This is a genomic window from Aeromonas sp. QDB54 (assembly GCF_027707385.1).
Lineage (GTDB): Bacteria > Pseudomonadota > Gammaproteobacteria > Enterobacterales > Aeromonadaceae > Aeromonas > Aeromonas hydrophila.
The window spans coordinates 1-19,862 of record NZ_JAPCIT010000011.1; the positions used below are offsets into that span (position 1 = coordinate 1).

A 19,862-nucleotide genomic window follows, 5' to 3' on the forward strand; every position below is an offset into this window, starting at 1 on the left:
ATGATCTCGCACCTCGATAACTGTACGTAAGATCAGTATAGTTCGTGGTAACTGACTGCTAATCATGGGTAATCAGGAATGGAAATAGACAATGAAATACACGCTGCTCATGACCCTGCTGGCACCGGCATTGCTGGCAGGCTGCAATCTGGAAAAGAAAGAAGAGCCCTTCCAGGCCCGCCATATTCGCGCCGGCTATGACGCCGGTCAGGTCTGCCAACAGCTGCGCCAGGGCTGGCAGGAGGACGGCATCGCCATTCCCGCCAGTCAGGTCAGTTGCCACTACCTGACGGTGCCGCTCGATTACGACAAGGAGTGGGTCCAGATCAAGGAGACCAAGTGGGAAAAGCGATCCGCTGCACGCGCCGACAGTTCCCTCTTCGCCGACAACAGCCCCCGCTTCTCCTCCTGGTCGGACAAACCCGTCCGACCCCATGTCAAACAGGAGACCCGCACGGTCAAGGGCGACACCCTGGATATCTTCTATCTGCACTATCGCGCCAGCGGCGACTATCGCGGCACCCTGTTCTACAACCCAGGCGGCCCCACCTCGGCCACCCCGGATCTCGGCCTCCTACTCGACCTGCTGCGCAGCGCCAACCCCGCCATCCTTGAGCACTACGACATCGTCACCCTGGATCCCCGCGGGGCCGGTTACAGCGCCCTCGGCCACGAACTGCGCAGCTGTCTGCTGACCGACAAGCAAGGCGTGCGGCCGGACATGAGCCCGGCGCAGCTCGCCCAACTGTTCGCCAGCCGGGACAAGGGCGCCCTGCCGGCGCTCCAGAGCGGGGCGGATCAGGGCAAGGCCTTCAGCACGGCCCTCTTGGCGCGCTGCGACGAGCCGCTGCGGCTGCATGCGCCGCACCTGGGCTCGCGGGCCGTGGTCGAGGACATGGAGCGCCTGCGCCAGCACCTGGGGCGCGAGCGGATCACCCCCATCACCTTCTCCTACGGCACACGCCTGGCTGCCCTCTATGCCGCCCGCTACCCGAGCCACGTGGCCAATCTGGTAGTCGACTCACCGATGTCCCCCGCCGAGAGCCGCTACCCGGCCATCCTCCATGGCGATGCCGAAAATGCCAATCGCATACTGGCCTGGCGCTTCGGGGATCAGGCGCTGCAGCGCAGCATGGTGGTGACCCGCCAGGTTCGCGACAACGGCCGCTATGTGGACAACCAGGGCAATGTGCTCGACCGCGCCAGCTGGGTGGCGGTGCTGAGCGATGCCATCAGCGGCAGCCAGCGCGACGATCAGCTCGTCTTCTGGCAGCAGGACGATGCCGGCCCCCTGCTGGCCCGCCTCGCCAAGGAGCAGGCCGACGAAAAACCCTATCCGGCGCTGTTGGAGATGCCCTTCTTCAGCGCCATCCACTGTACCGACAACAGCGAGCCCTATGGCTGGCAAATGCTGGACCCGGAAGATGCCGCCTTCCAGGGGGCCGGCGCCCTGCTGCTGGCCAACAGCTTCAACACCTGCGCCGACTGGCCCTATCCGCGCCAGCCCATCGCCAGCTACGGCGCCGGCGAGATAAAGCTGCCGGATGATGCCAGGGCCCTGGTGCTCGGCGCCGAGTACGATCCCAATACCCCCTTCGCCGGTGCCCGCCAGATGCAGGCCGCCTTTGGCAGCGCCGCCCGCCTGGTGCAGGTAGAGCAGAGCAACCGGCATGGCCAGCTCAACAGCTCCCGCTGCGCCCAGGCGGCCCTCAGCACCCTGCTGTTGGGGGATGGCGCGAGCCTGCCCGCCGAGCAGCGCTGCCTGGCCGACTGAGCCCTGTCATACTGAGCACCTCCCAATAAAAAGCCCGCCGAATTGGCGGGCTTTTTCATGCAGGCAAGCGTCCTCAGGCGGCGACCAGCGACTCCAGATCGCGCCGGCTCAGGCGCTTGCTGTCCACCTTCACATAGACGGAGCGCTCCGCAGCGGCCAGCAGCACGTCGCTCACCCCCTCGCAGGCGCGGATCTTCTGCTCGAGCGCCGCGTCGGCCTCCACCCCTTCCGGCAACACGATGCGCAGGCTGCTCACATAGGGGGGCTCGGCCATGGTCAGGCTGACCCCGAGCCAGACCAGGGCCAGCGCGGCGCAGCCGCCAAACACCAGGGCGCCGCCGCCCAGGCTGTAGAGCAGGCCGCCGAGGCTGCCGCCGATGGCCACCCCGATGAACTGGCTGGTGGAGTAGATCCCCATAGCGGTGCCCTTGTAGCCGGGGGGTGACTCCTTGCTGATAAGAGAGGGCAGCAGCGCCTCCATCACGTTGAAACCAATGAAGAAGATCTGCAGGCCGGCGAGCAGGCCCCACAGCTGCAGGCCGCTTTGCCAGAGCACCAGCTCGGCGATGAGCATCACCAGCACGCAGATCTGGAACACCCGCTTCATCTTTCTGCGCTTCTCGGCATAGATGATGAAGGGCACCACGCTGACGAAGGCGATCAGCATGGTGACCAGATAAGCCTGCCACTGGCTGTCGCGGGGCAAACCGGCGCGCTCCAGCAGCGGTGGCAGCGCCACGAAGCTCGACATCAGTAGGGTGTGCACGCAGAGGATGCCGAAGTTGAGCTTGAGCAGGCGCGGGTTGGTCAGCACGGTGCGCATCCCCCCCTTCACCATGCCGGACTCGCGATTGAGCAGGTGGCCACTCGGGGTCGGCACCAGCCAGAGGGTGACGGCGATGCCTGCCAGCGCCAGCAGGGCAATCAGCCAGAACAGGCCGGAGAGCCCCAGCGCATGGGTGATGAGGGGGCCGGTCACCATGGCGATGGCGAAGGTGATGCCAAAGCTCACCCCGATGAAGGCCATCGCCTTGGTGCGGTTCTGCTCGCGGGTGAGATCCGACAAGAGCGCCATCACGGCGGCCGAGATGGCGCCGCTGCCCTGCAGAGCGCGACCGAGGATCACGCCCCAGATGGAGTGGGTCAGTGCCGCGATCACGCTGCCGAGGGCAAACATCAGCAGACCGCCGACGATGAGGGGCTTGCGGCCCACCTTGTCGGAGAGCAGGCCGAACGGGATCTGGAACAGCGCCTGGGTCATGCCGTAGATGCCGATGGCCAGGCCGATGAGCGCCTCGGAAGCACCCGCCAGCGACATGCCGTAGGTGGTCAGCACCGGCAGCACCATAAACATGCCGAGCATGCGCAACGAGAAGACGGAGCCGAGCGCCCAGGTGGCACTGCGCTCGCCCCTCGTCATGGTGAAATCATTCATGATGGCCTCGATAGGTCAGGGAAAAGGAAGACTCAAGGGGTGGCCGACACGCGCCATGCCACACCCGACACAAGGGAAAAGTGCCCGACGGGGCGGCCCCATAATAACAGAGCCGGGAAGGTTCCCGGCTCTGGATTTCATGTATTTAGGGGCACAACTCACACTATCAGGGCAGCATGCTCACCAGCACCGCAGGCTCGGCCTCCGGCTGGAAGTCCACCGACATCATCACGCTGAGACAAGTGATGGTGACGATGGAGAACATGAACAGCTTGCGCGCCCAGAGGGAGTCATCCACCGCCGCCTTGTAGCCAGACAGCGCCATCCCCAGCCACCAGACGCTGACCGCGGTGGCCACCACCAGATACTTGTAACCGGCGTAACCGCCGAGGAACAGCATCAGGGTCGGCACCATGAAGGCCAGGATGTAGAGGGTGATGTGGAGCTTGGCCACCGGGATCCCCTTCACCACCGGCAGTACCGGGATGTTGGCCGCCTGGTAATCCTTGAAGCGGAAGATGGCGATCGCATAGGAGTGCGGCATCTGCCACAGGCTGAAGATCGCCAGCAGGATCAAGGCGCCCGAGTCGAACTGACCGCTCACCGCGCAGTAGCCGATGACCGGCGGCGCGGCGCCGGAGAGGCTGCCGACCAGGGTGCCGTAGACCGAATGACGCTTCATGTAGAGGCTGTAGACCCCCACATAGACAATGAAGCCCAGCACCGCCAGCAAGGCGGCCAACGGATTGGCCGCAAAGTAGAGCAGTGCAATGCCCGCAATGCCGAGCGCGGTGGCGTACCAGAGTGATACGCCGGGGGCGATCAGACCCTTCACCAGAGCACGGTTCTTGGTGCGCTCCATGATGCAGTCGATGTCCCGGTCGATGTAGTTGTTGAACACGCAACCGGAGGCGACCACCAGTGATACACCAGCCATGGTCAGAATGAACAGGGGCACATCCAGGCTCCCCTTGGAGGCCAGCAGGAACCCTCCGATAACCGAGATGAGGTTACCGAAGATGATGCCCGGCTTGGTCACTTGCAGGTATTGCTTCATCATCATTGCCAACCTGCTCAGTGAACCATCATGTTGATGTTGAGGTTGTACATGATCCACAGGGAACCCACGACCACGATGGCGATGATGAGCACGGTAAAGATCAGTGCCACCAGGTTCCAGCGCTCCTCGGACGAGGTGTTCATGTGCAGGAAGTAGACCAGATGCACGAAGATCTGCACCACCGCCATGCCGACCACGGTGGCCAGCACAGTGGTGTGGGAGGCGGAGCCGTCCATCACCATCCAGAACGGCACTGCGGTCAGGATCAGGGACAGCACGAAGCCGATCAGGTAGCTCTTGGCGCTGCCGTGGCTGGCGCCGTGATTGTCAACGGAATGACTCATTTACATGACCCCCATCAGATAGACCACGGTGAAGACGCAGATCCACACCACGTCGAGGAAGTGCCAGAACAGGCTCAGGCACATCAGACGGGTACGGTTGCGATCGGTCAGCCCCTTCTTGGCGACCAGCACCATCATCACGATGATCCAGATAAGACCGCTGGTCACGTGGATACCGTGGGTGCCCACCAGGGTGAAGAAGGCAGAGAGGAAGCCACTGCGATCCGGACCGTAGCCCTCGGCAATCAGGTGATGGAATTCATAGATTTCCATCGCGATGAAGCCGGCGCCGAACAGGAAGGTGATGAACAGCCAGGTGTTCACCGCCGCTACCTTGTTCTTGTTCATGGCCAGCATGCCGAAGCCGAAGGTGATGGAGCTCAGCAGCAGCAGCATGGTTTCGGCAAACACGAACGGCAGTTCGAAGATGTCCTTGCCGCTCGGACCGCCGGCAGTGCCGTTGACCAGGACCGCATAGGTCGCGAACAGGGTCGCGAACAGGATGCAGTCACTCATCAGGTAGATCCAGAAGCCGAATACCTTGTTGGCACCGGCATCGTGGTGCCCATCCTCATGGGCACCCTGGGTGTGATGTAGAACGTCAGTCGCCATGGAATTAAGCCACCTTGTTGATATTTTCAAAATGCTGACGCTCGATCCGCTCGATCTCGTCAACCTGCACGTAGTAGTCCACGTCGTCGTTGAAGCTGTGGATGATCCAGGTGGCGATCATGCCGACGAAGCCGGCGATGGCCATCCACCAGATGTGCCAGATCATGGCAAAGCCAAACAGGGTGCTGAAGGCGGCGATGATGACGCCGGCACCGGAGTTTTTCGGCATGTGGATCGGGTCATAGTGCTTGGGCTGCTGATAAGCGGAACCGTCCTGCTTGGCTTCCCAGAACGCATCCAGTCCCTTGATCTTCGGCTCGATGGCGAAGTTGTAGAAGGGGGGCGGTGAGGAAGTGGACCACTCCAGGGTACGACCGCCCCAGGGATCGCCGGTCAGGTCGCGGTTCTTCTCGCGGTCGCGGATGCTGACCACGATCTGGATCACCTGGCACAGTACGCCCAACGCGATAAGGCCGGCGCCGCAGGCAGCCACCACCAGCCAGCCGTGGAACTCGGGATCGATGTTCTGGCTGACGCGACGGGTCATGCCCATGAAGCCCAGTACGTAGAGCGGCATGAAGGCGACGAAGAAGCCGGTGATCCAGCACCAGAAGGCACGCTTGCCCCAGACGTCATCCAGCTTGAAGCCGAATGCTTTCGGGAACCAGTAGGTGATACCGGCGAAGCAACCGAACACCACGCCGCCGATGATGACGTTGTGGAAGTGGGCAATCAGGAACAGGCTGTTGTGCAGCACGAAGTTGGCGGCCGGCACGGAAAGCAGTACCCCGGTCATGCCACCCACGGTGAAGGTGATGATGAAACCGACGGTCCACAGCATGGGCGAGGTGAACTCGATGCGACCGCGGTACATGGTGAACAACCAGTTGAAGATCTTCACCCCGGTCGGGATGGAGATGATCATGGTGGTGATGCCAAAGAAGGCATTCACGTTGGCGCCCGACCCCATGGTAAAGAAGTGGTGCAGCCAGACGATGAAGGAGAGCACGGTAATGGCGATGGTCGCCCACACCAGCGAGGTGTAACCGAACAGCTTCTTCTTGCAGAAGGTCGCCACCACTTCGGAGAAGATCCCGAATACCGGCAGTACCAGGATGTACACCTCGGGGTGACCCCAGGCCCAGATCAGGTTGATGTACATCATCATGTTGCCACCCATGTCATTGGTAAAGAAATGGGTACCCAGGTAGCGGTCTGCGGTGAGCAGGGCGATGGTGACAGTCAGGATCGGGAAGGAGGCGATGATCAGCACGTTGGCGCACAGGGCGGTCCAGGTGAACACCGGCAGGCGCATCATGGTCATGCCAGGCGCGCGCATCTTGATGATGGTGGCGAAGAAGTTCACGCCGGTCAGCAGGGTTCCCAGACCCGAGATCTGCAGACTCCAGATCCAGTAATCGACCCCGACCCCCGGACTGAACTCCAGCCCCGACAAGGGCGGATAGGCCAGCCAGCCGGTCTGGGCGAATTCACCGACCCCGAGGGAGACGTTGATCAGCACCACGGCAGCGGCGGTGAACCAGAAGCTCAGGTTGTTCAGGAAGGGGAAGGCGACGTCACGGGCACCGATCTGCAGCGGCACCACGATGTTCATCAGACCGATCACCAGCGGCATCGCCACGAAGAAGATCATGATGACGCCGTGGGCGGTGAAGATCTGGTCGTAGTGGTGCGGTGGCAGTATGCCCTCGCCACCGGCTGAGGCCATGACCTGCTGGGTACGCATCATCACCGCATCGGCAAAGCCGCGCAGCAGCATCACCATGCCGAGGATGAGATACATGATACCGAGGCGTTTGTGGTCCACCGAGGTGAGCCACTCTTTCCACAGATATTGCCACTTGCCGAAATAGGTGATGAGCCCGGCGACGGCCAGGCCCCCCAGAATGATACCGGCTATCGTGACCATGATGATGGGTTCATGGTACGGAATAGCGTCGAGTGTTAATTTTCCAAACATCAGTTAGTACCCGCTTTCACAGTCTTGTCGGCCGGCATGTGGCCGGCGTGGTCCATCTGCTCGCCCTGGGCCTCATGGTGCATGGCGTCGCCGTGCTCCATGCCTGCGTGGTTCATGGAGGCATCATGCTCCATCCCCTCGTGGCTCATGGACTCGTCATGGGACATCGCGGCCTGCTTTTCGCCGTGTTGCATGGCGGCATGCTCGCCGTGCTTCATGTCACCCATGAACTTGTTGATGATGTTGACGAACAGCTTGGGATCGGCGCTGGCGAAATACTCCACCGGGTGGTTTTCGCTCTTCTTGGCCAGGGCATTGAATTCATCCATGGTGTTGAGCGCCTTGGAGGAGGCCTTCACCTTGGCAACCCAGGCGTCGAAACCGGCTTGATCCTGGGTCGCGATGGCGTTGAACTTCATGCCTGAGAAACCGGCGCCGCTGTAGCCGCCCGAGATGCCCTTGTACTGGCCTGCCTCGTTGGCGATCAGGTGCAGCTTGGTCTGCATGCCCGCCATGGCGTAGATCTGGCCGCCCAGCTGGGGAATGAAGAAGGAGTTCATCACGGTGTCGGACGTCACCCGGAAATTGACCGGGGTGTTGACCGGGAATGCCAGCTCGTTGACCGAGGCGATGCCCAGTTCCGGATAGACAAACAACCATTTCCAGTCAAGGGAGATGACATCGACCTGGATCGGTTTCACCTCGGATTCCAACGGTTTGTAGGGATCCAGAGAATGGGAGGTTTTCCAGGTGATCACCGCCAGGATGGCGACAATAATGACGGGTACGGTCCAGACGACCGCTTCAATCTTGTTGGAGTGGGCCCAGTCCGGTGCATAGGTGGCCTTGGTGTTGGACGCTCGGTATTTGTAAGCGAACGCCACCGCCATCACGATCACCGGCACCACCACGATCAGCATCAAGCCGAGTGCGGTCAGTATCAGTGACTTCTGCTCCAGACCAACTTGTCCCTTGGGGCTCATCAGAGCCATGTCGCAGCCGCTCAGCAAGCCGGCAGTCGCGAGCAACAGCAAAGCGCCCAAGCCCCTCTTTACATCAAAAGGTCTCATGCAATGTCCTCATCTTCGCAGGGCTAAAGTTGTAAGAAAAACGCAGCATTCTATTTCAACCGGGGGGGATGTGAACAACATGAAAAATTAATCTTTCACTTGTGTGTGGATTGCGATTTCTGTGTGTTGCATGTTAATGCCTTGACGTCATGAAAATTATCAAAACCACCTCGACCCCCTTTCATCGCCAGCTGGTGCCATTTCACCCTGTATCTGTTTATTAAACAGACACTCCGTGATTTAACCCTTTACTTAACAAGGACAAATGACACCCCTTTGTGGCTAGCCGGCGAAATTCCGGGCTGAAATCCGTGCACATTTGGCCGCTCAGGGCCGAACAATAACGGGACTCGAAATTAACCATAATTAATCAAATTAAATTTCAATTAATTCCATGATGTTGGTGCGGCTTTACCCGCAAACATGCACACCACATACGTCTCATACGACCTGGCCGATCACAGGGTCCATCATTTTGTTTAATAAGTTATTATCAAACCCATGGACTCCATCCGGATATGGCGGTAGGTTGCGCCCCTTCGTTACTCGCCAGTCACGAATTCAACCTTATCCCATTTCTCACTCGACTCTTCATACACAGGGATTGCCATGAGCATCACACGCAGAGACTTTCTCAACGGCGTCGCCATCACCATTGCGGCCGGGGTTGCCCCCATCAAGCTGCTGCAAGCGGCCGAAGGCGGCACGGCGCTGGCTGAAAAAACGCTGGTCTACCCGCCCGCCCTCACCGGCCTGCGCGGCAACCACCCGGGCTCCTTCGAACCGGCCCACAGCATCGCCCGCGACGGCAAGCAGTATGACTTTGCCAACATTCCCCTCGAGGGCGAATACGATCTGGTGATCGTCGGCGCCGGCATCAGCGGTCTGGCGGCGGCTTGCTTCTATCAGCAACTGCTCGGCGCGGACAAAAAGATCCTGCTGCTCGACAACCACGATGACTTCGGCGGCCACGCCAAGCGCAACGAGTTCGCCACTCCCGACGGCCTGCGGCTGGGTTACGGCGGCAGCGAATCCCTGCAATCACCGCGCTCTGTCTACAGCCCGGTGGCACTGGGGCTGCTCAAGACGCTGGAGGTCAACATCGACGAGCTGGCCAAAGGCTTCCAGCAGACCTTCTACCCGGATCTGGGCCTGAGCCGCGGCGTCTACTTCGACGAGAAGCACTTTGGCGTCAACAAGGTGGTGAGCGGCGACCCGGGCCACAACGTGGCCGACGACATCCCGCGCGATCGCCTGAACGGCCGGCCGCTGGCAGAGTTCATCGGCGACTTCCCGCTCGATGAGAGTGACAAGGCGGCCCTGCTGGCGCTGCATGAGGAGAAGACCGACTACCTGAGCGGCATGACTCAGGCGGAAAAAGACCTCTGGATGACCCGCAACAGCTACACCACCTTCCTGCGCGACAAGGTGGGCCTGAGCGAGCGGGCCATCACCTACTTCCAGCAACGCACTAACGACTTCCAGGCGGTCGGCATCGACGCCACCGCCTGCGCCGATGCACGCCTGTGCGCCCTGCCCGGTTTCGGCGGCATGAACCTGACCCCGCTCGATGCCGAAGAGCAGGCGGAGCTCGACGATCCCTACATCTTCCACTTCCCGGACGGCAACGCCGGCCTGACCCGCTTGATGGTGCGCAAGCTCATCCCGCAGGTAGCCCCCGGCCACACCATGCAGGACGTGGTGCTGGCCAAGTTTGACTACAGCAAGCTCGACCTGCCCGAGCACAAGGTGCAGCTGCGCCTTGGCAGCACGGCACTGCAGGCCAAAAACGTGCCGCTCAAAGACGGCAAACAGGGAGTGGACGTCACCTACATCAAGGAGGGGAAACTGCACCGGGTGCGGGCCAGGCAGTCCATCATGGCCGGCTACAACATGATGATCCCCTACATGGTGCCCGAGATGGCGGAGCCCCAGAAGGAGGCGCTGCGCCAGAACGTCAAGGCGCCGCTGGTCTACACCAAGGTGGTGATCAAGAACTGGCAGTCCTTCGTCAAGCTGGGGGTGCACGAGGTCTACTCTCCCGCCGCCCCCTACAGCCGGGTCAAGCTCGACTACCCGGTCAACCTCGGCGGCTACGAGCATCCCAAGAACCCGGATCAGCCCATGTGCCTGCACATGGTCTACGTGCCGACCCTGCCTGGCAGCGGTCTGTCGGCCCGCGAGCAGTCCCGCAAGGGGCGCGCCATGATCCTCGGCATGCCGTTCGAGCAGCACGAGCAGATGATCCGCGAACAGTTGCAGGGGATGCTGGGCGGCGCCGGTTTCAACCATGAGCAGGACATCCTCGCCATCACGGTCAACCGCTGGTCCCACGGCTACTCCTACATCACCAACACCCTGTTCGATGACGAGGAGCAGTGCGACAAGTGGATCGAGCTGGGTCGCCAGCCGGTCGGCAACATCACCATCGCCAACTCCGACTCGGACTGGAGCCCCTACGCCCACTCCGCCATCGATCAGGCCTGGCGCGCCGTCAACGAGCTGGTTGCCATGCACAAGGGAGGTGCCAAATGATCCGTTCCCTGACCCTGACAGCCAGCGCCGTGCTGTTGGCCCTGCCCGCCTTCACCCTGCAGGCCGCGCCTGCCATGTCGGCCGGCGAATACGTGGCCAAGCTGGGTGACTGCGCCGCCTGCCATACCAGCGAGGCGAGCAAGCCGCTCGCCGGCGGCAAGGGCTTCCCCACCCCCATCGGCACCGTCTATGCCACCAACATCACCCCCGACAAGACCCACGGCATCGGCAACTACAGCCTGCCCGAGTTCATCAAGGTGATGCGCGAAGGGATCACCCGCAGCGGCGATCCCCTCTACCCGGCCATGCCCTACACCGCCTACGCCAAGATGAGCGACGAGGATCTCACCGCCCTCTACCACTACCTGATGCAGGATGTGCAGCCGCAGGCTGTTGCCAACAAGGAGAGCGACATCCCCTGGCCGCTCAACATGCGCTGGCCGCTCAACGGCTGGAACTGGGTCTATCACGATGACAGTCGCTTTACCCCGGTAGCTGGCAAGAGCGAGGAGTGGAATCGCGGCGCTTATCTGGTGCAGGGGGCGGGCCACTGTGGCAGCTGCCACACCCCGCGCGGGCTCGGCATGCAGGAAAAAGCCCTGACCGAGGCAGATCCCCTCTATCTGAGCGGCGCCACCCTGGATGGCTGGTATGCCCCCAACATTCGCGGCACCCGCTACGACAAGCAGGCGCTGATCGACCTGCTGAAAACCGGCCGCAGCCAGCATCAGGCCGTCAGCGGCCCCATGGCGGAAGTGATCACGCACAGCAGCCAGTACTTCAGCGACGCCGATCTGGCCAGCATCGCCACCTACCTGACCGAACTCGGCGGAGACGCGGCGGCCAGCAAGGGCAACCGGGCCTACGCCAGCGCCGGCGGCAAGGCGGACTACGCCATGTACTGCTCCACCTGCCACGGAGTCAACGGCCAGGGCAATGACCACGTGATCCCCTCGCTGGTGGGCAACCAGACCGTGCTGGCCGAGGACCCGAGCAGCCTGCTCAACGTGCTGCTGCACGGCGCCGAGACCCCGGTCACCCAGGGCAACATCGGCTACCACATGCCGGGTTATGGCTGGACCCTCAACGATCAGCAGATCGCCGAGCTGGTCAACACCCTGCGCGCCTCCTGGGGCAATGAAGGGGTGGCCATCAAGCCGGAGACGGTCAAGGCCCAGCGCGCCCTGCACCAATAACTTGCGCCAACCATAACGAAACGGGCCCCCAGTGGAGGCCCGTTTGCTATGTGAGTGACGACTCACCCCTTGCGCGGTTTGGAGCCGGAGAGCGGCACCGCCCCCAGCCGGTAATCGCCATAGGGGAAAATGTTGCGAAAGCGCTGGGCTACCGGCTCGGGAATGGAGCGGGAGAAGACCAGCTTGACCCCGTCGCCATCGCGCTGACCCAGGATGCGCCCGCGCACCGTCTCGTGACGCAGGATCTGCCTGGCCTGCTCGATGAACGCCGGCGACACCTTGCCCCGCTTGACCTGCACCTTGCCTGGCGCAAGCCGGATCTCGAACAGGGCGCCACGCCCCAGCTTCATCAACCACCAGATGAGGGCGATCGCCACCAGCAACGACAACCAGGCCATCCTGTTTCTCCTTCTTCACACGGTTGCGGACAGTATAAGCCGCAACTGACCCCCGATTGTTTGGCGCGGATCACAGCCGCGCCTCAATCCCGGCCGCAAGGCACCCTGCTCGCCAAGCTCCCCTAGCGGCTGCGGCCCCAGGCCACCAGCGTCTCCCGATAGAGCGCCAGCAGCGCCTGATCCCGCACCGCCACCCCGACCTGCTGGGCACGATAATCGGCCCAGCCGTCATGGGGGTGGGACTTGCCGTCAAATTTCTGCAGGGTGTGACCGATGGCGGGCCCCTCGTTGATGACCCGCACCGGCCCCTCGCGCAGGGTGAACAGGGTCGGATCGATCACGTAGGCGATGGCGGACGGGTCATGCACGTGGCAGCCGTCGAGCCCGATCCGCTCCGAGTAGAAGCGCAGATAGAAGCGGCTGACATCCCACAGGAAGCGCCCCGGCTCACCCGCGTCGTCGCGCAGCGCATCCAGATAGGCGCTGCTGAAGAAACTCTGCTGGGTCACGTCCAGCCCGATGATCACCACCGGCCAGTCGGCGGTGAATACCCGGTCGGCGGCATCCGGATCGTCGTGGATGTTGGCCTCGGCATAGGGAGTCACGTTGCCGCGATGACCGTTGACACCAAAGGCGCCCCCCATCACCACCACCTGCTTCACCAGGCCGGTGATCTCAGGGGCCTCTTGCAGCGCCAGTGCCAGGTTGGTGAGCGGACCTATGGTGACCAGGGTGATCTCGCCGGGGGCGGCCTTCACCGCCTCGACGATATACTGCCAGGCCGGCCGGGGATCCGGCGCCAGGGCCACCTCCCCCGCCGTCACGTCACCAAATCCGCTCGGCCCGTGCACCACGGTCGTCGGGCCCACCGGCTCGCGCCGCAGCGGGGCGGCCGCCCCCTGCGCCACGTCCGCCTTCATGCCGTATTGCTGCTTGAGCCAGAGGGCGTTGCGGGTACCGTCCTCGATGGTGGCATTGCCAAATACCGTGGTGATGGCGAGCAGCTCGATGGCGGGATGGGCTTCGGCAAACAGAATTGCCATGGCGTCATCGATACCGGGATCGGTATCCAGAATGATCTTGTGAGTCATGGGGCCTCCTTGGGCAACAGAGCAGCCAGTGTAGCGAGCCGCCGCCGCTTTAACAGCGCCGGGATCACAGCCTGAGGCTTTGCCCTTGCCCGCCTTGCCCAAGTGGCGGCATTTCATACAGGGATGACGACGCGGCAAGGGACCAGGAGGGGCGAAGCGGGTGGCATCGGCGAAATAGTGGGCAAGCGGATGGCCAGCGACGGCGGCAACCTTGTGGAGCGGCGGGTTGGGTGGTATCACTGGCCACACGATTAACCCCGCTCACCACCTGCCGAGGCGCCATTGATCACCCTGATAAAAGAGTCCGACCAGCTGAAGATGCCCTGGAAGAACAAGCAGGGCACCACAGCCCAGATCCTCATCTCCCCTGCCGGCGCCAGCCTCGACAAGCTCGATTTTGCCTACCGGCTGAGCTCGGCGCCCATCAAGGGGGCCGGCCCCTTCTCGAAATTTCCCGGCTATCAGCGCATCCTGCTACCCATCAGCGGGGCCGGCTTCGTGCTCAACGGCCACCCCTACGCCACCTTCGAGGCGGCCCACTTCAGCGGGGATGACGACACCCACTGCGAACTGCTGAAAAAAGAGGTGACGGATCTGGGGCTCATCTATGATCCGGCCCGCCTCAGCGCCAATGTGCGGGTGCTCAACCTGCCCTTCCCGCTCACCCTCACCTTGGAAGCGGACAAGACCTATCTCTGTTACCTGTTGAGCGGCCAGCTCGCAGCGGCGGGCCACCCCATGGCGGTCAACGAAACCCTGCTGATCAGCGGCGAGCAGAGCATCCACTTCGACTGCCAGAAGAAGAGCGCCATCGCCTTCTTTACCCTGCTGCCCAAGTAGGCGGCAGGTGCTGGCCTGACATCAGTCAGCGTTTGGGTGCCCGTCCGCCACTGTCGAGGCAGGCCTGCATGGAGTCATAGGGGGTGTAGTGCTTGGTGCGGCTGTAATAGGTGCCGCCCTGGGGATGGCAGATGCCGTTTCTGCTCTTCTTGACCGGCGGCTCCGCCGCCAGCGCGATGGCGCATACCAGCAGCAGACAACCGCTGATCACCCATTTCATGGCTTTCATGACGACCTTGGTTCCTCTCGAGCGGGCCCAGCAGGCCCGAAAGGCGCCCATCTTACCCTTTCACTCCCCCGCTCACCTGGCGCCGGATCATAAAACGGCGCGCCATAGCGCACGCACCGGCATCCAACTGACGCCAAAATCGCCGCAAGCGGCCACAAAAAAGCCGGGCAATGCCCGGCTTCTGGGTCGACAAGCTGTGCTTAGCCGACCTTGAAGGTGCCCTTCATCATGGCGAAGTGGCCGGGGAAGGAGCAGAAGAAGGTGAGATCTTTGCCGGCCAGGCCGTCGGTCTTGAAGGTGACGCTGGTGCTCTCGCCGCCGCCCACCAGTTTGGTGTGGGCCAGCACGCGCGGGTCATCCTTGGGCAGGTAGTTGTTGTCGGCACCGGCGCTCATGCCCGCGGTGGCCACGGCCTGATAGTCGGCGGTGTTGGCCAGCGCCCAGTTGTGGCCCATGGCGGTCACCGGCATCTTGCCGGTATGGTTCAGGGTCACGGTGACCTCTTTGCAGGTGGCCGGGACGCTCATCTCCTTGAGGTTGTACTGCATGGCATCATTGCCTTCGATGACCAACGCGCACTCATCGGCCAGAGCCGGGGCCGCCAGGGTGCTCAGAAACAGCAGGGTAATCGCCTTTTTCATCATCCTCTCCTTTGATTGGCAATAGATGGCAACACAATTGCCTGCGGGCTCGCACCATGGCTGGCAAACATGCTGTCAAAATCGACCTTATTCTACTCAACTGTCGTCATTCAGCTATGTCTTTAGCGCAAAGCTGCGGGTCAGGTCACCAGATTGCCCCCATTTTTTGTCTGGACGAACCGGCTCTGCCACGCACTAACCACTCTTTGTTTAATTATCCCCCGCACTTTTGTCCAGCCGCGACTCGCCCGCCGTCGCCCCCTTGGCTAAGCTGGCGACCCCGGCACGCTTGCGTTCCGTGCCATCCGTTTCAGCCAAAGAGATCCGTCATGTCGCTTCTTGCTCGCCCGGCCCACCGTGGCCTGTTGTTGACCCTGCTGCTGATGCTGACCGCCTGTCAGCCGGCCCCGATCCAGACCCGCATTCAGGGCAAGACCATGGGTACCTTTTACGCGGTGACCCTGAGCGACCCTTTCCCGGGCGGTGAGCCGGCGCTGCAGCAAGAGGTCGATGCCCTGCTGGTGCGCATGAATCACGAGATCTCCACCTACGACCCGAACTCCCTCATCTCCCGCTTCAATCAGGGCAGCGGCCAGCCCCCCATGGCCATTCCCGCCACCATGGCCAACATCGTGCAGCAGGGCATCGACGCCGGCCATCTCACCGCAGGCAAGCTCGACGTCACCGTGGGCCCGCTGGTCAACCTGTGGGGATTCGGGCCGGACAAGCGGCCCGTCAAACGGCCCAGCGCCGAGCAGATCGCCAGCGCCCGCCACAAGGTGGGCATCGACCGACTGACGTTGGTGCCCGAGGGGGATCACTTCCTGCTCGGCAAGCGCATCCCCGATCTCTACCTCGATCTCTCCACCCTGGGCGAAGGGGCAGCCTCTGACGAGATTGCCGGCCTGCTGGAGCAAAAAGGGGTGCACAACTACCTCATCGAGGTGGCCGGCGCCGTGCGCAGCAAGGGCAACAACGCCAAGGGCAAGCCATGGAGGGTGGCCATCGTCGAGCCGTCCGACCAGCCCGGCGCCTTCTCGGACGTGGTGATCCCCAACGGCATGGCCCTCAGCACCGCCGGCAGCTATCGCAACTACTACGAGCTCGACGGCAAGCGCTACTCCCACATCATCGACCCCGCCACCGGCCAGCCCATCAGCCACAAGCTGGTCTCCGCCAGCGTCATCACCCCGACCGCGCTCGAGGCCGACGCCCTCGACACCGCCCTCATGGTGATGGGGCCGGAGCAGGCGATGGCCTTTGCCAAAGCGCACGGTCTCGCGGTCTATCTCATCGTCAAGACCGAGCAGGGCTTCGCCGCCAGCCATACTCCCCAGTTCGCCCCCTACCTGGTGGCCAAAAAACCATAAATCAGCAGCTATAAACCAGCCGTCATAAAAAGAGGCCCCGCACTGCGGGGCCTCCTTGTCTTCACGTCGGCACTAGTCGATGGGAGTGCGCCAAGGCGCCGGGGCTACCTGCCGTTTGGGTCATTCGGCCCGGCGCAGGTGCGCCCTCCCCGGCATCAGGCCAGTGACCGCCGACCGGCTGCTTTCATGCTACTCCCCGCAGCCGGCCGAGTCGGCGGACGGGCGCGCCACCCGGTTGCCCGCCCCATAGAGGAGAAACACCAGCACGCAAATCGCGGTCATCACGGCAAACAGGGCCGGGCCGCCCCACACCTGCAACAGCCAGCCCCCCACCAGGGGCGAGAGCGCCCAGCCGAGCCCGGCCAGGGCGCTGGCCCCGAAGTAGCTCCCCTTGAGGTGGGCCGGCGCCATCTCGTCGATCAGCACGTTGAAGAGCGGGAACAGCACCGCCTCCCCCACGCTCAGCAAGAACACCGCCACCAGCCAGGGCCACAGCAGGGCCGGGCTCGACAGGGCGAACAGCACCTGGGCGGACGCCATCAGCAGGATGGAGAACTGCAGCCGCAGGCTCACCCGCCAGCGCCGGGTCAGGTGCAGCAGCGGAAACTGCAGGGTGATGATGGTCAGCGCATTGGTGGCCACCAGCAGGGCCACCAGGGTCTCCACCTCGGGGGCGCCGGCGCGGGTCAGGTACTGGATCAACGGCGACTCCACCTGGGCGTAGACCAGCATCATCAGCAGGTTGGCGAGGATAAACAGCATGAAGGCCCGATCCCGCCCTACCACCCTGAGCATGGCCCCAGGGTGAGCCCCGCATCCGGCCGGCCAGCGCACTCGCGGCGAAAACCGAGCAGGAAGTAGCGCAGGTGCTGAGCCAGCTCCCGCTGCGCCTTCTCGGGCAGCAGGTCCCCCATCAGCGCCTTGCCCGGCGTGTCGATGAAGGCATAGGAGAGACCCGAGCCAAACACCCCGAGGGCGATGAGCCAGAGGGAGTGGCCGAACCCGAGCAGCAGGTAGGCGCCGCACGACAGAACGCAGCCGAGCAGCAGTATGGTGCGCCGGCCGAGCCGGTCGGAGAGCCAGCCGACGTAGAAGCCGATGAGGCAGGAGAGCACGGCCGCGCCGCCCAGCAGCATCCCGATGCCGGACGCCGAGAGACCATACTCCCGGTAGAGCAGGATCGAGAGAAAGGGCCAGACCATGAAAAAACTGGTGCGCACCATGAAGGTGCCCAAGATCACGATCCAGACCAGCGGAGGAAAGGGGGGCAGGCGCATGGGAACTCCTTGTCGCGCAATGGCAGCTGATCCGCAGGGGAAAGCATTCAGTGGTATCAAAAGACACCTGAGCGCACAATCCCCGCCCTGAAAAAAACCGCCGCAGGGACGAGCTCAGCACCGGTCGGTGGGCGGCTTCATCGTTCAGGTCAGGCAGGCGTTCGCCACCTACCCTCCCCCAGTTCCCCCCTATTTGGTCAGGCAGAAGCCATGAATGGCGGGGCTTGGCGGAAAAACCGCGGCAGCGCCCCATGTTCAATTGCCTGTCTGCGCGCTTTGGTGGCACACTTCTGTTATCCGCCCGTAGCGCCCTGACCAGACAGATGCAGACACCGGAATCCGAGCCAGAGAAAAAAGCCCCACCCAAACCGAAGCGCATCCTGCTGGTCAACGAACAGCGCTCCTTTCAGGTGATGATGAAGGCGATGCTGATCAACATCGGCATCAGCCGCATCACCTATGCCAACTCTGCCGAAGAGGCGAGACGGCGCTGCCAGAAAGAGACCTTTGACATCTACCTGCTCGATTACGAGCTGGGGGTCGGCGAGAACGGCCGCCAGCTGCTGGAGAGCCTGCGGGATCAGAAGCTCATTCCGCCCCAGAGCGTGGTGATCATGGTGAGCGGTGACAGCTCCCGCGCCATGGTGCTGAGCGCGCTGGAAGCCGAGCCCGACGAATACCTGATGAAGCCCTTCTCTCAGGAGCAGTTTTCGTTTCGTCTCAAACGCGCCCTCGCCCGCCGTCAGGCGCTGGAGAGCGTGTTCAGCGCCCTTGCCAAAGAGGATCTGCCCACCCTGCTCGCCGCCTGCGCCGAGCGGGCCGACGCGGTGCCGCGCTTTGCCAACTTCTGCCGCTGCCTGCAGGCCGACACCCAGCTCAAGCTGGGCCAGGCCAAGGAGGCCCGCAGCCTGATGCGCCAGCTGCTGGCCGGCCAGGAGAACAGCTGGGCCCGGCTCACCCTCGGCAAGGCGTGCCATACCCTGGGGCTGAACGAAGAGGCGGTGAGCCACCTGCAGGCCACCCTCAAGAACACCCCGCTGATGGTGGAGGCCCACCTCTGGCTGGCAGAGTCCCAGCTCGCGCTCGGCAACGACGAACAGGCCCAGCAGGAGCTCAAGCGGGCGGTCGACATCTCGCCCCAGTCGGTGCAGCTCTCCCGCCGGCTGGCGGAGGTGTGCCTGCTGCGCCACGACTACGCCCAGGCCAAGGACGTGTTGCTCTCCCTCATTGACCTGTCGCGCAACTCCATCCATCGCACCCCCCACTACCTGGGGGCCTATATCCAGTCGCTGACCCTCTACGCCCTCAACAGCAACGACATCTACCACATCGCCAACCTGCAAAAGCAGGTCAACTCGGCCCTGTCGCGCATCCGCGATTCGCTGATGATGTCGGAGTTCAACTACCCGGTGTTCGAGCAGATCTGCCAGGCTCGGGTGCAGATCGCCCTGGGGGAGCTGCTCAAGGGCAAGAAGATGCTCTACCGCGCCAACCAGAACTGGCTCGATCAGCCGGCCACCATGCCCCCCAGCCTACTGGGCGAGACCATCCTCGCCCTCTATCAGCTCGGCGAGTTCGAATATGCCGAGAGCCTGCAGGCGCTGCTGGCCGAAGACGAGGATCGGCTGCTCACCACCTGCATCCAGGCCACCCGCGACGACAAGACGGTGCTTGAGCGTCGCCAGCGCTACCAGCAGCTCAACGAACTGGGCATCAAGGCCTATCAGAGCGGCGAGCTGGAGCAGGCGCTCGGCCACTTTCGCGAGGCGCTGCGCCGGGCCCCGGCCAATACCGGCGCCGCCCTCAACAAGATCCAGGTGCTGCTGCAGCTGATGCAGAAAAATCGCAAGAGCCCGGAGTTTGGCGCCGAGTGCAAGGAGACCCTGGAGGTGCTGGACGGCATCCCCCTCAATCCGGCCCAGCAGGATCGTTTTCGCAAGCTGCGTCAGGAGTTTACCCAGCTCAGCTGACCAGGGCCCGCTCGCCTATGCTGATACTGACTCGGCAAA

General features: G+C 62.8%; 16 protein-coding genes and 1 pseudogene. 6 read left to right on the plus strand and 11 right to left on the minus strand.

Annotated elements, in window-relative coordinates:
- The first annotated feature begins 91 nt into the window (after positions 1-91).
- Positions 92-1,774: an alpha/beta hydrolase gene (locus PG881_RS12395; RefSeq protein ID WP_203133381.1), complete on the plus strand. Its 1,683-nt coding sequence runs from the start codon at positions 92-94 to the stop codon at positions 1,772-1,774.
- A gap of 73 nt (positions 1,775-1,847) precedes the next feature.
- Here the strand turns inward: PG881_RS12395 and PG881_RS12400 are convergent, their stop codons facing one another.
- The 6 genes from PG881_RS12400 to cyoA form a co-directional block, all read right to left on the minus strand.
- Entirely contained in the window at positions 1,848-3,209 is a 1,362-nt protein-coding gene (locus PG881_RS12400) for an MFS transporter (RefSeq protein WP_203133380.1), read from the minus strand.
- A 166-nt stretch (positions 3,210-3,375) separates the two neighbouring features.
- Positions 3,376-4,272: a heme o synthase gene (gene cyoE, locus PG881_RS12405; RefSeq protein ID WP_005302932.1), complete on the minus strand. Its 897-nt coding sequence runs from the start codon at positions 4,270-4,272 to the stop codon at positions 3,376-3,378.
- 11 nt (positions 4,273-4,283) lie between these two features.
- On the minus strand, positions 4,284-4,613 hold the full coding sequence (locus PG881_RS12410; protein WP_005302933.1) for a cytochrome o ubiquinol oxidase subunit IV: 330 nt from the start codon (positions 4,611-4,613) through the stop codon (positions 4,284-4,286).
- Positions 4,614-5,225: a cytochrome o ubiquinol oxidase subunit III gene (locus tag PG881_RS12415; RefSeq protein WP_011706742.1), complete on the minus strand. Its 612-nt coding sequence runs from the start codon at positions 5,223-5,225 to the stop codon at positions 4,614-4,616.
- A gap of 4 nt (positions 5,226-5,229) precedes the next feature.
- The gene (gene cyoB, locus PG881_RS12420) at positions 5,230-7,206 is read right to left on the minus strand and encodes a cytochrome o ubiquinol oxidase subunit I (protein ID WP_024945052.1); all 1,977 of its coding nucleotides are present in this window, start codon (positions 7,204-7,206) and stop codon (positions 5,230-5,232) included.
- Positions 7,206-8,249, minus strand: coding sequence for a cytochrome o ubiquinol oxidase subunit II (gene cyoA / locus PG881_RS12425; protein WP_372240756.1), 1,044 nt, complete (start codon positions 8,247-8,249; stop codon positions 7,206-7,208). Before cyoA ends, cyoB begins: the two co-directional genes overlap by 1 nt.
- Before the next feature lie 636 nt (positions 8,250-8,885).
- Here cyoA and PG881_RS12430 point away from each other — a divergent pair.
- Positions 8,886-10,811: an NAD(P)-binding protein gene (locus tag PG881_RS12430; RefSeq protein ID WP_264098295.1), complete on the plus strand. Its 1,926-nt coding sequence runs from the start codon at positions 8,886-8,888 to the stop codon at positions 10,809-10,811.
- Positions 10,808-12,007, plus strand: a complete 1,200-nt coding sequence (locus PG881_RS12435; protein ID WP_042067417.1) for a c-type cytochrome — start codon at positions 10,808-10,810, stop codon at positions 12,005-12,007. Before PG881_RS12430 ends, PG881_RS12435 begins: the two co-directional genes overlap by 4 nt.
- A gap of 62 nt (positions 12,008-12,069) precedes the next feature.
- Here the strand turns inward: PG881_RS12435 and PG881_RS12440 are convergent, their stop codons facing one another.
- Together PG881_RS12440 and PG881_RS12445 are read right to left on the minus strand one after the other, a co-directional pair.
- Positions 12,070-12,405, minus strand: coding sequence for a DUF3634 family protein (locus PG881_RS12440; protein WP_017410690.1), 336 nt, complete (start codon positions 12,403-12,405; stop codon positions 12,070-12,072).
- 122 nt (positions 12,406-12,527) lie between these two features.
- Positions 12,528-13,496, minus strand: a complete 969-nt coding sequence (locus tag PG881_RS12445) for a nucleoside hydrolase (protein WP_203133378.1) — start codon at positions 13,494-13,496, stop codon at positions 12,528-12,530.
- 282 nt (positions 13,497-13,778) lie between these two features.
- On the opposite strand from PG881_RS12445, the gene PG881_RS12450 reads away from it, so the two are divergent.
- The gene (locus PG881_RS12450) at positions 13,779-14,336 is read left to right on the plus strand and encodes a HutD family protein (protein ID WP_203133377.1); all 558 of its coding nucleotides are present in this window, start codon (positions 13,779-13,781) and stop codon (positions 14,334-14,336) included.
- A gap of 25 nt (positions 14,337-14,361) precedes the next feature.
- On the opposite strand, the gene PG881_RS12455 is transcribed toward PG881_RS12450, so the two are convergent.
- The gene (locus PG881_RS12455) at positions 14,362-14,565 is read right to left on the minus strand and encodes a hypothetical protein (protein ID WP_011706750.1); all 204 of its coding nucleotides are present in this window, start codon (positions 14,563-14,565) and stop codon (positions 14,362-14,364) included.
- 200 nt (positions 14,566-14,765) lie between these two features.
- On the minus strand, positions 14,766-15,206 hold the full coding sequence (gene azu / locus PG881_RS12460; RefSeq protein WP_016351438.1) for an azurin: 441 nt from the start codon (positions 15,204-15,206) through the stop codon (positions 14,766-14,768).
- Positions 15,207-15,535: 329 nt separating this feature from the next.
- Here azu and PG881_RS12465 point away from each other — a divergent pair, with 329 nt between their 5' ends.
- Positions 15,536-16,576: an FAD:protein FMN transferase gene (locus tag PG881_RS12465; RefSeq protein ID WP_203133376.1), complete on the plus strand. Its 1,041-nt coding sequence runs from the start codon at positions 15,536-15,538 to the stop codon at positions 16,574-16,576.
- Positions 16,577-16,765: 189 nt separating this feature from the next.
- Here the strand turns inward: PG881_RS12465 and PG881_RS12470 are convergent.
- Positions 16,766-17,853 (minus strand): annotated as a pseudogene (locus PG881_RS12470) (MFS transporter).
- 323 nt (positions 17,854-18,176) lie between these two features.
- Between PG881_RS12470 and PG881_RS12475 the strand changes: the two are divergent.
- Positions 18,177-19,823, plus strand: coding sequence for a tetratricopeptide repeat-containing response regulator (locus PG881_RS12475; RefSeq protein WP_024945060.1), 1,647 nt, complete (start codon positions 18,177-18,179; stop codon positions 19,821-19,823).
- Positions 19,824-19,862: the final 39 nt, after the last annotated feature.

Bases quoted from the DNA above. Each gene is read 5' to 3' on its own strand.
- PG881_RS12395 (WP_203133381.1), top strand. From the start codon at position 92: ATGAAATACACGCTGCTCATGACCCTGCTGGCACCGGCATTGCTGGCA.
- PG881_RS12400 (WP_203133380.1), bottom strand. From the start codon at position 3,209: ATGAATGATTTCACCATGACGAGGGGCGAGCGCAGTGCCACCTGGGCG.
- cyoE (WP_005302932.1), bottom strand. From the start codon at position 4,272: ATGATGATGAAGCAATACCTGCAAGTGACCAAGCCGGGCATCATCTTC.
- PG881_RS12410 (WP_005302933.1), bottom strand. From the start codon at position 4,613: ATGAGTCATTCCGTTGACAATCACGGCGCCAGCCACGGCAGCGCCAAG.
- PG881_RS12415 (WP_011706742.1), bottom strand. From the start codon at position 5,225: ATGGCGACTGACGTTCTACATCACACCCAGGGTGCCCATGAGGATGGG.
- cyoB (WP_024945052.1), bottom strand. From the start codon at position 7,206: ATGTTTGGAAAATTAACACTCGACGCTATTCCGTACCATGAACCCATC.
- PG881_RS12430 (WP_264098295.1), top strand. From the start codon at position 8,886: ATGAGCATCACACGCAGAGACTTTCTCAACGGCGTCGCCATCACCATT.
- PG881_RS12435 (WP_042067417.1), top strand. From the start codon at position 10,808: ATGATCCGTTCCCTGACCCTGACAGCCAGCGCCGTGCTGTTGGCCCTG.
- PG881_RS12440 (WP_017410690.1), bottom strand. From the start codon at position 12,405: ATGGCCTGGTTGTCGTTGCTGGTGGCGATCGCCCTCATCTGGTGGTTG.
- PG881_RS12445 (WP_203133378.1), bottom strand. From the start codon at position 13,496: ATGACTCACAAGATCATTCTGGATACCGATCCCGGTATCGATGACGCC.
- PG881_RS12455 (WP_011706750.1), bottom strand. From the start codon at position 14,565: ATGAAAGCCATGAAATGGGTGATCAGCGGTTGTCTGCTGCTGGTATGC.
- azu (WP_016351438.1), bottom strand. From the start codon at position 15,206: ATGAAAAAGGCGATTACCCTGCTGTTTCTGAGCACCCTGGCGGCCCCG.
- PG881_RS12465 (WP_203133376.1), top strand. From the start codon at position 15,536: ATGTCGCTTCTTGCTCGCCCGGCCCACCGTGGCCTGTTGTTGACCCTG.
- PG881_RS12475 (WP_024945060.1), top strand. From the start codon at position 18,177: ATGCAGACACCGGAATCCGAGCCAGAGAAAAAAGCCCCACCCAAACCG.